Annotated in this window: 11 protein-coding genes; all 11 read right to left on the bottom strand. The window is 40.9% G+C overall.

All coding sequences use genetic code 11. From position 1 onward, the window contains the following. Window positions 1–71: 71 nt before the first annotated feature. Window positions 72–1,001: a cytochrome aa3 quinol oxidase subunit II gene (qoxA, locus tag D0469_RS12785; protein WP_117327129.1), complete on the bottom strand. Its 930-nt coding sequence runs from the start codon at window positions 999–1,001 to the stop codon at window positions 72–74. A 335-nt stretch (window positions 1,002–1,336) separates the two neighbouring features. Continuing rightward, window positions 1,337–1,567, bottom strand: coding sequence for an excisionase family DNA-binding protein (locus D0469_RS12780; RefSeq protein ID WP_117327128.1), 231 nt, complete (start codon window positions 1,565–1,567; stop codon window positions 1,337–1,339). A 514-nt stretch (window positions 1,568–2,081) separates the two neighbouring features. Next, a complete protein-coding gene (locus tag D0469_RS12775) occupies window positions 2,082–2,528 on the bottom strand; it encodes a DUF6376 family protein (RefSeq protein WP_117327127.1) in 447 nt (148 codons plus the stop codon). A 58-nt stretch (window positions 2,529–2,586) separates the two neighbouring features. Next, window positions 2,587–3,225, bottom strand: coding sequence for a serine/threonine-protein kinase (locus D0469_RS12770; protein WP_117327126.1), 639 nt, complete (start codon window positions 3,223–3,225; stop codon window positions 2,587–2,589). A gap of 450 nt (window positions 3,226–3,675) precedes the next feature. Further along, window positions 3,676–4,851 (bottom strand): toxic anion resistance protein, encoded by a 1,176-nt coding sequence (locus D0469_RS12765; protein WP_117327125.1) that lies wholly within the window; start codon window positions 4,849–4,851, stop codon window positions 3,676–3,678. After that, window positions 4,848–5,504: a 5-bromo-4-chloroindolyl phosphate hydrolysis family protein gene (locus tag D0469_RS12760; RefSeq protein WP_117327124.1), complete on the bottom strand. Its 657-nt coding sequence runs from the start codon at window positions 5,502–5,504 to the stop codon at window positions 4,848–4,850. The genes D0469_RS12765 and D0469_RS12760 overlap by 4 nt, the downstream gene beginning before the upstream one ends. Before the next feature lie 383 nt (window positions 5,505–5,887). After that, window positions 5,888–6,706, bottom strand: coding sequence for an SPL family radical SAM protein (locus tag D0469_RS12755; protein ID WP_117327166.1), 819 nt, complete (start codon window positions 6,704–6,706; stop codon window positions 5,888–5,890). Between the two features lie 273 nt (window positions 6,707–6,979). After that, the gene (locus D0469_RS12750; protein ID WP_117327123.1) at window positions 6,980–8,299 is read right to left on the bottom strand and encodes a (Fe-S)-binding protein; all 1,320 of its coding nucleotides are present in this window, start codon (window positions 8,297–8,299) and stop codon (window positions 6,980–6,982) included. After that, complete coding sequence (locus tag D0469_RS12745; RefSeq protein ID WP_117327122.1) at window positions 8,300–9,703, bottom strand: FAD-binding oxidoreductase; 1,404 nt, start codon at window positions 9,701–9,703, stop codon at window positions 8,300–8,302. 97 nt (window positions 9,704–9,800) lie between these two features. Continuing rightward, window positions 9,801–11,000 (bottom strand): L-2-hydroxyglutarate oxidase, encoded by a 1,200-nt coding sequence (gene lhgO, locus D0469_RS12740; RefSeq protein ID WP_117327121.1) that lies wholly within the window; start codon window positions 10,998–11,000, stop codon window positions 9,801–9,803. Next, entirely contained in the window at window positions 10,993–11,727 is a 735-nt protein-coding gene (locus tag D0469_RS12735; protein ID WP_117327120.1) for a FadR/GntR family transcriptional regulator, read from the bottom strand. The genes lhgO and D0469_RS12735 overlap by 8 nt, the downstream gene beginning before the upstream one ends. Window positions 11,728–11,732: the final 5 nt, after the last annotated feature.

The following is an 11,732-nucleotide window of genomic DNA, read 5'->3' as shown; positions in this document are numbered from 1 at the left end:
TGTGACTCCTTTCAGGAATTATATTATTTCGTTCAAAGATAAAACTAGTTGGTTAGCAATCTCGTAAAGTATTAATGGTTATCGTGTTCAGAATGCTTCTCAGATGATTTATCATGGTCAGCATGCTCTTCATCTTCAGCTTGAGACTTGTTTGATCCATGGTCATGTCCGCCATTTTCCGATGATGGTGGCGGGCTGAATTCTAGATGAGTTCCAGTGTAAGTCGATCTTCCAAGATGGCCTGGTTCCAATAACTCTTCAAATTTATCTTCAGTCAATGGTTTGGCAGTGGCTTTAACTTCATCCACCCATTCTTCAAATTCAGCTGGAGGCATTGCTTTAACGTCAAATACGTTTTCCGCGGTGCCTTTACCGCTGAAGTTAGCATTTCGGCCCATGTATTCCCCTGGAACGTCAGCTGCTAAGTGTAATGTAGTAACCATGTCACTCATTGCATATTTTTGTCCGCCAAGCTGCGGAATCCAGAAGCTTGTGATTGGCCCATATGAATAAAGCTTAAATTCAAGCGCGCGGTCTGTTGGAATGTACAAGTAGTTAACAGTTTCAATATTTTCTTCCGGATAACTAAAATGCCATTTCCAATCAGATGAAGAAGCATAAACAACTAATGGCTCTTTATCTTCATATCCCTTAGGTGTTGCTTCAACTTCATAGTTGGATTTGACAGACATAATAGAAAGAAAAACAACAATAATAACCGGAATCCCTATACAGAGAGCTTCAACAATAAAACTTCCTTCGATATGAGGAGGTTCATAGTCTTTATCTTGTTTTGATGCACGGTATTTAATTAACATAAAAGCAAGCATGGCAAAAACCACAATAACAATAAATAACATAATCCAAATAGATAACATAATATCATCAGCTTGGATCTGGGCTTGAGGTCCTTTTGGATCTAAAACCAGCAAAGGTTCGCAACCTGTTAGTACTGTGGCAATAGTTAAAATTATTGAAAGAAAAACCCATTTAATTTTCATAAAGTACCCCTTTCTAAAAAAGTAAAAGATAATGTTAAATACTTCACAAACTCTGTGTTAACTGGAAATGTTAAACACTTCACAAGACCCTTCTTATATATCATATGAAGTTCAGGAATAAGAATCAATCGTTAAAACTAGATTTCACAAAAAGTTCAATTATCCCCTAGTAAAATGGTGGAAACCAGGATAAATCGCTGGACTATCTGCATTTCTTTGAATATATAGCATCTCCTTGTTATGGTACTTTAATAAAAAAATGGAGGGTGGGAATTCATTTGATTTAGCGAATCCCCTGAAATAAGACGGGTAAACAAAGGAACACACCCTCTGAATTAATCCTCGTCCTTTACATCTATATCTTCAGGCAGCGGTTCATTTCTCCACTCTTCAAATAATTTCTTATACTTCTCCATTTGTTCTTTATGATTATTAAATTGTTCTTTATTGATGAGGTATTGTTCACCATCGTGTACAGCGCGAATTCGTTGTTGCTGGATAAGGCTTAATATGCTGGATTCCGGGAGTGATAAGAACTCGGCTGTTTCTTTTATTGATAGGTACATCGTTTCACCACTTTTTTCATTAGGAGTTCCTATCATAATATCATTTTGCGTAAACACCTGGCTATTTCTGCGTTAATAACTAATATTCCATTTTCCGGGTTTTTATCTGCACTTTCAGGCATCACTTGTATATTGTACGATAATCTCTTACTCGGTTAAAAACAGTCTTCTATCACTTTATTCCTCGAACGCGTTCCCTCTAAACTTTTGTTATGGTGTGCAGTCAATAATTTATTTACATTTTTTCTAAGGTTTTGATCGTTCCGAGGACAAAGTGTAAGCGCCCTGCAAGAGGAAGAACGGCTAAAATCGCCACATCCTGTGGCAACCTCGTTCTGACCCACATCGTGACGAAGGAACGTCGACTAACTTTCTGATACGTCCTGTGCGTCGGGACTGGGCGCTGGAGCTAGAGATAGACAAACTTACTTTCGTTATCCACAACTTTTACCACTTTACAATTTCCCATCAAAAATAAAAAGAGCTCGCTGTTGGCTTCAGCAAGCTCCCAATTTTAGTTTCCAAGACGTTCGATCTGGTTAATTAAAGTATTCAGTTCATTAATGGTCGTCAGAATTTGAGAATCCTGCAGGAAGGCAGGGTCAATTTTCCCGTTTTCAACATTATTTAAATACGAATCGATCCCTGCCTCCAGCTTCTTGTTTGCACCTATGATTTGGTTATGAATATCCTCTGCAATAGCAGGAGCATCAGTTTTATTAAAGGCTTCTATTTCTTGTTTCATTGCCAGCAATTCATTTTCTAAATTCTGGGCTGCTTCTGTGCTTGTTACTGCTTTTTCTGCCAGCTGTGGAATTTCCTCGGCAAAACTCTGGGCTGTGGCTATATAACCTGTTGCATTGTTTGCATATTCGAGGGTATTGTTAACTTCACCCAAAATGGAACAGCCGCTCAAAAAGACCATAATGACCGTACTCAAAAAGATAATAATTTTTTTCATTTTATTTTTCCTCCATTCTGACTTCAACCTGTGTGAAGAATGTTAACACGGCACATTTTCAGCGTCCCCAATTAATGAGCTTTTCCTTTATGCGCATGCCGGGAATAAGATTTTTTTTATAAAGGGCTGCAATGGTATTGAGCAACATTTCAGGAATCCGTTTTGGAAAGTACGGTTTCATATAATACTTATAAAACGCCATTTTCAGGTCATTCCACTGGCTGCAGGTCTTCGTTTGCCTAAAACGGGCCACATCAATAAGCTTGACTTGGCCTTCTGCGGTAATGAAAATATTCCGCAAATGTATATCTGACGGATTCAGCCCTTTTTTTCTTGCTGAATTTAAGGCTTTATCTATTTCACGTATTTTTTCTGGGGTTACAGGGATTCCCCTCGCAATGCATTGAAACAATGTGAGTCCCCGAATATAGTCTATGACTAAATAATTTGTCCCTGAATCATATAAAACTGGATAGTAAGGATCTCCCTGAAGTGCTTTATAAATCTCAGATTCCTCTTGTGCAATATGTGTGAATGCAGGAAAGAATACCTTTATTGCCTTGTCTGTCCCCTTAATTCTAAAAACAAAAGCACTTCTTCCTTCTCCGGCTAATTCCAATAAATCATCATAATCCATTAATATGTTTTTCCGGCTGTCAATGATTACACTGTTGGCAAGTTCCCGATAACTCTTCAACTAAATGAACCCCCTCCTGATTCTACTCATTTCCTTTCAGTCTTCATAATTGTAAAAAGGCGTTATAACCGAATACTTGGTTATAACGCCTTCATCAGAAAAGACCTCACCAAATAATCGGTAAGGTCTCGCAAGCAACCAAAGTTGCCCAACAAAGCCGAGGACCAGATCCCGTGCTGACGACTTTGCTGTATAGCTACTCCCCTTATAGGAAGATGGATATTAAGTATGTATCTTTATTATATGTGTTAGGAGAAAAATGGTCAAATATTGAATTTAAATTTTAAATGGCCTTCCCTTTCTGCTTATGGATTTCCATCATAGAGACCCTATTCGAAAAATCCTTAAAAAAGAACATAACTTACCCTGTTAGACTTACCTGTTGATTTCCGCTCTAGTGGCGGTTCGGGAGCCTCCTCGGCGTTTGCGCCTGTTTTTAACCAAGCAGGCTTAAGATCCTTTGACACTTAACAGCTTTTGCCGCAAATCGTTTTCCATGGCAGCCAGTTCATTCTCAGCCTGGCGCCTTTTGTGGCGTCCTTCCTCTTGAATCCTTAGCGTTTCTTCAAGAGTTGAAATTAAGCTCTCCTGAGTTTTCTTCAATGTTTCAATGTCAACAATGCCGCGTTCGTTTTCTCTCGCGGTTTCAATCGTACTGGTTTTAAGCATTTCTGCATTTTTCAACAGCAAATCATTCGTGGTCTTTGACACCTGCTTTTGAGCCTCTACAGCATGGCGCTGCCTAATAAGAGTTAGAGCAATGGCCACCTGGTTTTTCCAAAGAGGGATGGCCGTTGAAATGGATGATTGAATTTTCTCCACCAGCGCCTGGTTAGTGTTTTGAATAAGGCGAATCTGCGGGGCACTTTGAATCGTAATTTCCCGGCTTAATTTTAAATCGTGCAGGCGTTTATCCAATCGATCCGCAAATTGAGTCATGTCATTTACTTCCTGAAATTTCATCTGGTCATTGGTTTCTTCTGCAGCCTTCTTCAGCTCAGGGATTGTCTTATGGTACAATTCCTCGAGTTTTATTTCACCCGCTGCAATGTACACATTCAGTGCGTGGAAATATTCTTTATTATTTTCATAGAGCTTTTCAAGCATATCGATATCTGATAACAGTACATTCTTTCCACGTTCAAGCTTTACACTGATCCGCTCGATTTGGGCTCCTGTTTTTTGGTATTTGGATAACACCTCTTGTACAGATCCCGATAACTTGCCAAACACCCTTGAAAAAAGAGATGGCCGGTCAGGCTTCAGGTCATCGGGGTTCACTTCATTTAACCTCTTCATTAAGTCGCTAATGATTTCCCCCACTTCGCCAATATCCTTTTTTTGAACATGCTCAAGCATCGTATTGGAAAAGGCCAAAAGCTTAGACTGGGCAGGTGTGCCATATGTGATCATTGCCTGGTGATTTCTCGGATCAATTTGTTCGGCAAGCTGATAGGCCTTTGCCCTGTTTTCTTCGGGTATGACATCAATGAGTTTAGTCGGTTTATCTTCCTTCACGGCCAGGTTAGGCATTGGCCGGCTTTCCCCGAAAGGGTTGGCAAGCAAGTCATCCATTAAATTGGCTGTACCCGTGTCTTTGATTAAAGACGTTTTATCTTCGCTCATTTATATTTCCCGCTTTCATCAATTAATTGTGATTCCTCAATCATTTTAAATGAATGCTTGGCTACATCGATTTCAAAATTAAGATGGTCGATATCATCCGACAAAACCTGGTACAGATCCTTTTCAACCGTATTCGTAAGCTCTTCCAATGTCCTGCGAGTCTCGCTCAGTGATTGCTCAAGTTCATATGTCTTTTTGGGCTGTGCTGATAAAAAAACATATTTCTCAGTCAGCTCGACAGCCGAATCTAAATGGGAAAAGAAAAATCGTTCTGCTTTATAGAACCGTTTCGGTTCTTTTTTAGCCAAACTGTGAATCCTTCTTGAAACCCTTAACAATTCAATTCCCTTTTTCAATGACGGTATTTGCCGGATTGAAAAAAGCGCTTTTTGTAATCGGGAAATTTTTTGCTTCGCTTCATTCAAGTTTTTCTTTATATACTGATATTCTTTTCTGCTAAGTCCATGCTTTTTTAAAAAGCGGAAACTAAGAAAAGCAGAAACTGCCCAATAAATAAAGATTCCCCCACCAACAGAGTAGGCTGTCGATAAAAGAAAGTTCTGATTAAAGGCAAACATACTTACAAGCCAGATCACTGCAGCAGTTGGGATGGCAAAAAACATACGGGTAACAAATACTAAAAACGGGTTCATCGTATTCGACTCCTCCTGACATTAATTGCATGTTTCTCCTACATACGAATTTCACTTAATAAGGTTTCATTTGTTTAAACCATTTTCTTAATGATACAAGATTGTTGAAATTTCTTCCATAGTCCGCAAAATGTAAAAAATGCTAAGCCTTGAGGCGTATTTTAATTTTAATCTATGGTAGCTAAGCAGCTAATTTGTAAAATTCAATGTTTATATTATCGTTTTTTTCCAATTTTATTATTAACAGGTAGCTGCAACACATTTAGAATACTGAATAATTTTTGCATTATTATAACTTTGATTCGCATTTTCTTGTTTAGCGTGATTAAGTGATTAATAGATAGTAAAAAGGCATGAAGATCACTTTCGATCCTCATGCCTTTTTACTCAAGCGGACTGAATCCCTCCTTTGAAACGAAAAGCTCTGAATGATTCAGTTCATCCTGCAGCATTTTGAGGACAACCTTATACGCTGTTGGATTGTACCACTTTTCCAGCCCTAATTGTTTGTAAACCTCATATATACCTAATTTATCTGTTCTCTTTCCACCACTGCCATCACCCATCCAGAAATCATCCAGAGTTACTCGATTGGAAATTTCCTTTAACTTTTTCGGAAATTCCCGTGAGCAAGGCAGCAGCGGTGCAATAGTAGCCTGCGTCGGTATTCCAGCTTCTTTTATCTCCTTCAGCGCTTCCATTCTTGCCGGAATGGGAGGCGCTGATGGTGAAAATGCCTTTCGAACTTCTTCTTTGTCTGTCTCTATCGTCATTGAGATCCTAATCTTATTCCCGAATTGTTTAAACAAATCAATATCTCTTTTTGCGAATGGTGAACGTGTTTGTACATGCAGAAAATCCGGCTGCTCCTCGGCCATTACTTTTAACAAGCTGCGAGTCAGCTTTGTTTTATACTCAATTGGCTGATAGGGATCAGTAGAAGATGACATAAACAAGGTAACGGGGCCTTTCTTTTTTGCTTTGATCAATTCCTTTTTCAATAAATCGGCTGCATTCGTTTTAATATCAATCCATGTTCCCCACTCTTCGTCCCGATAAAGTGATGGCGGAAGCTGCCTGACATAACAATACTTGCACCCGAAAGCACAGCCGGCATACGGATTTAAAGAGTGGGAAAAATCATCTAATTGACCTTTTCCAGGAGTCAAGATGCTTTTAGAAACTATATCCTTTATTTTCATTTTCAACCTGTGTCACCTTCTTTTTGTTTATGTTTCCTGGGAAGCTAAGATCCCAGGGAATTAAAAAATGAATCCTTGAAAAATTCAGGTGAAAAAAGTCGAAATTACTAAGAATTGGGCCTATCGCAAATATACCTTGCGACTATAAATACCATGGCCGAATCTTGGGTTATATTATATTAGAATAATATATTAAAAGCGTTTTATCCAACTTAAGCACTATCATTTACAAATTATAAACAGGCACTATCCGAATTGGACAGTACCTGGAATCTAATCTATCCCGCATACCTCTGCTAATATCTCAACAATATGCATGCTCTTCATTTCTCCGGAACAGCCTTTCCTTTGAATTCCAAGACTCATTTGCATTTGGCATCCCGGATTGGCGGTGATAATGGCGGCTGCATTTGTTTGGTCAGCCTTTTCCATTTTTTCGTCAAGAATTTTCATTGATTCGTCAAAATGAAGAAGATTGTAGATTCCACCTGAGGCACAGCAGGTGTCCGCCCCTTCCATTTCGATAAAAGACGCACCTGGGATGGAGTTGAGCAGTATTCGCGGTTCATTTTGCACTTTTTGGACATTTCTCAGGTGGCAGGAATCTTGGTATGTGATGATACCGTTCCATTCCTTCTTAAAGGGAAGAGGTCCAAATTGCACTAGGATTTGACTAACATCTTTTGATCTTTGTACAAATTCTTTTGCAGAATCTGCCCAATCCGTTTCATTTCTTAGTAAATGGTCATACTCAGCCAATGCCGCCCCACAACCGCCGGCATTGTTTATATAATAGTCAGCACCTGATTCCAAGAATGCAGAAATGTTAGCTATCGCCAGCTCTTTTGCCTTTTCTGTATCTCCCTGATGGGCATGCAGAGCCCCGCAGCAATTCTGCCTTTTTGGAATCACCACTTCACAGCCGACTGATGTTAGAAGTTCAATCGTTAGACGATTAATTCTCCCCATGACGGCATCCATTATGCATCCGCTAAAGAAAGCGACCCGAGTTTTTGTTTCTCCTTTTGCTGGATAGACTGTCCCTTCCTTTATCCTTTCGGACGGGGATTCAACGGCAGGAACGATTTTTTCCAATTGGGCAAGCGGTTCAGAAATTTTTTGAATGATATTTGTTTTTTGCGCTACCTTGTTCATTCCTGTTTTTTGATACATCCAAACGAAACTTCCGATCGTTTTCATTCGTTTTGGATAAGGGAAGAGATGGCGTAACGCAAGGTTTTTGACCATAGCAGCCGGTTGTTTTTTATTCCGCTGGGTGTCTGCAATCACTTCTTTTGCCGCTTCTAATATATGCCCGTAAGGAACATCAACCGGACAGGCGACTTCGCAGGCGCGGCATCCTAAGCATAAGTCAATTGGCTCCGCAAGATCTTTTGCAATATCGATCTTTCCTTCAGCTGCCATTTTCACAAGGTTAATCCGGCCCCTTGGCGATGCGGTTTCTTTTCCCATTGAGGCATATGTAGGGCAGGACGGCAAGCAATAGCCGCATTGCACACATTGATTGGTCCAGTCGTACGTTGTGTTAAACAGCTTCTCCTGATACTCTTTTTCTTGAGTAAGAGTTCCCATTTACGTAAGCACCACCTTTTTTTGGCCGGCCTTTGGAAAAATCTTGCCTGGATTCAAAATGCCATTTGGATCCCATGCCTCTTTGATTTTTTTCATCATGGAAAGTCCATCCACCCCGAGCTCCATTTCCATGTACGGAGCTTTCAGCATGCCAATTCCATGTTCACCTGAAAGGGTACCGCCTAGCTGAACCGCTGCTTCAAAGATTTCACTTACCGCATCTTCCACTCGCTTCATTTCTTCTTTATTTCGTTTATCCGTGATGATATTAGGATGGAGATTTCCGTCACCCGCATGGCCAAAAACAACAAGGTTGAGCCGGTATTTGTCCCTGATTTCATTGAGCCGCTCCATCATCTTCGGTATCTCGCTGCGCGGAACAGTTGCATCCTCAGAAATTTTGGTCGGTCCCATTTGGGTAATAGCAGGTGAAACCATCTTACGGGCCTTCCAAATGCTTAACCGTTCATCTTCATTTTGGGCAACTCGGACAGAAGCGGCCCCAGCCTTCATACATAATTCCTCACATTTTAAAATTTCTTCTGCGATAGCGGCAGGATGGCCATCCACCTCTACGATGATAATAGCTTCCGCATTCAACGGTAATCCGGATGGGCTAAAATTCTCCACAGCCCGAATACAGGCATTGTCCATCAGCTCCATGGCGCTCGGCAGGATTCCCGCCGATAAAATCCCAGTAATAGCATGACCGGATTGAACCAGGGAATCAAAACTTGCCAGCAATGTCTTCCGCTCCTGTGGCTTCGGAATGAGGCGCAATACCGCTTCTGTAATAATGCCTAGTGTGCCTTCAGAACCGACAATCAGCCTGGTCAGGTCATACCCGGTAACATTTTTCACAGTTTTTCCGCCAGTCCTTATGATTTCCCCTGTAGGGGTAACTACTTCCAGGCCAATAACATATTCCTTCGTTGTTCCATATTTTAAGCCTTTTGGACCACTTGAGTTTTCCAAAAGGTTTCCTCCGATCGTTGAAACATGAGAACTGCTCGGATCGGGCGGATAAAACAAGCCGACCGCCTCTGCTTGTTTATGGATATCTCCCGTGATCACTCCCGGGGACACAATGGCCAATAAATTTTCTCGGTCAATGATCAGCTTGTCCTTTAGCCTTGACATATCCAAAACCATACCCCCATTGACAGGAAGCGGCCCTCCGCTCAATGAAGTTGAGGCTCCTCTTGGGTAGACAGGAATGGAGTGGATATTTGCCAGTTTCACCAGTTCACTGATTTCTTCTGTATTTTTTGGCTGAATAACGATATCAGGCAAATATTCACCAAATGAAGCATCGAAACTGTAAGAATAACGGTCTGACAAATTCAGAAAAATTCGTTCTTCAGGTATGATGCTTTTAATGGCTGCAAGCACCGATTGTTCCATGCTAACACATCCTTTTATGTCTTAATTATTAAAAAAGGCAGCAATTTAACTTTCCCAATGTGTAAAATGACCTCCCATTAAAAGGAGGTCAACAATATTAACTAACACTCGAATAAGAATTGAGCGATCCAACGACTTGTTTTCCTATTTCGATTGAAGCGGTTGCAGCCGGAGAAGGTGCATTGCAAACATGGATTGAACGCTTTCCATTAACGATGTAAAAATCATCGACCAACGACCCATCCGAACGCAGAGCCTGAGCCCGAACTCCTGCCGGCCCTGGTGCCAAATCCTGTTCCGTTATGCCCGGCATAAGTTTTTGTACACCCTCGACAAATTTCTTTTTGGAGAAGGAACGGTACATTTCATCCATGCCTTCTTTCATATATTGAGAGGCGAGCTTCCAAAATCCCGGGTATGTCAATACTTCCTGGGCATCTTTCAGGTTAAATGAAGTCTTTTTGTAGCCCTCCCGTTTAAAGCTGAGTACGGCATTCGGGCCAACATCTACAGTGCCGTCTATCATTCTTGTAAAATGAACGCCCAAAAACGGAAAATCAGGGTTAGGAACGGGATAGATCAGGTTTTTTACAAGATCCCTTTTTTCAGGAACCAATTGATAGTACTCCCCGCGAAAAGGCACGATTTTCATATCAACATGGTAGCCTGTTAAGTTTGCAACACGGTCGCTGTGAAGCCCGGCACAATTGATTAACATTTTACCGTGAAGTGTTTGAAGACTGGTCTCAACAACCACTTCCTGAGAGGTTTCTTTAATCTGTTTCGCTTCGGTATTCAGAAAAATATCTCCGCCTCTTTCCTTTATAAGCGTCCCTATTTTTTCACAGACTTGTTTATAATCCACGATACCTGCCATAGGGACATGGATTGCTTCCAGTCCGTTCACATGCGGCTCCAGGTCCAGCAGCTTTTCCTGATTAATTTTTGTAATTGCCAATCCATTTTGAATTCCCCGCTGGTACAGGTTTTCAAGAAGCGGGAGTTCCTTTTGGTCAGCGGCCACAATTACTTTACCGCATTGGTCATATTTCACTTCATGCTGTTCGCAAAAAGCAACCATTGTTTCGTTTCCTTTTTTTGCGAGCTTGGCCTTTAAACTGCCTGGTTTATAATAGATTCCAGAATGAATGACACCGCTGTTATGGCCAGTTTGGTGGGCGGCCAGCTGCTTTTCCTTTTCTATAACAGCAACTTTAATTGCTGGATATTTTTCATATAATGCATATGCTACAGAGAGTCCAACAATTCCCCCGCCAACGATGATATAATCATACATTTTGTTTACCTTCTTCCTGATGATTAACATTATTGTTACCCAATTTAAGACGAACGTTTTTGATATGATTCTCCATATGGGATGCGGCTGCGTTTCCGTCGCATCTTTCAATAGCTTCATATATAAGGAGGTGTTCATTATATACTTGCTCACGTTTCCTCGGAGCACCCACATTTTTCATCAGGGAAAAAAGCAGCGCTTGTCTGTATAGTTCCTCCAGGTTTTCCATCGACTGAAGAAGGAATGGGTTAGCAGCAGCTTTGACAATTTCCCTGTGATATGCAAAATCCAATTCGTGGCCGATAATATTCTGGTCGCTTATAGTTGTTTTAAACGCTTGCAATGCTTGATAAATAGATTCCAGATCTTCTTCTGTACGCCGTATGGCTGCTAAGGCAGCGGCCTCTTTCTCAATAATTGAACGCATCTCAAGCAGCTGGTGAACTTGCACGATATCCACTAGTTCAAAGGACATCGAATCAAGTTTATTCACAAGTCTTATTTCCTTCACGATACTTCCGCCACCCTGCCTTGATTCAATAAGTCCCCCGGCTTCCAGCACGCGCAGTGCTTCACGCACCGGGACCCGGCTCACTTTAAACATCTTGGCCAATTCATTTTCTGAAGGAAGCTTGGAATGCGGCGGAAAAACGTTCTGTTTTATCATATCTTTCAGCTGCTCGAATACTTGATCTGAAATCTTTTTTCTAGCAATCGGTTCTACCATAGGAA

The sequence above is a fragment of the Peribacillus saganii genome, from assembly GCF_003429095.1.
Classification (GTDB): domain Bacteria; phylum Bacillota; class Bacilli; order Bacillales; family DSM-1321; genus Peribacillus; species Peribacillus saganii.
This window is presented reverse-complemented; position numbering and strand designations above follow the sequence as displayed.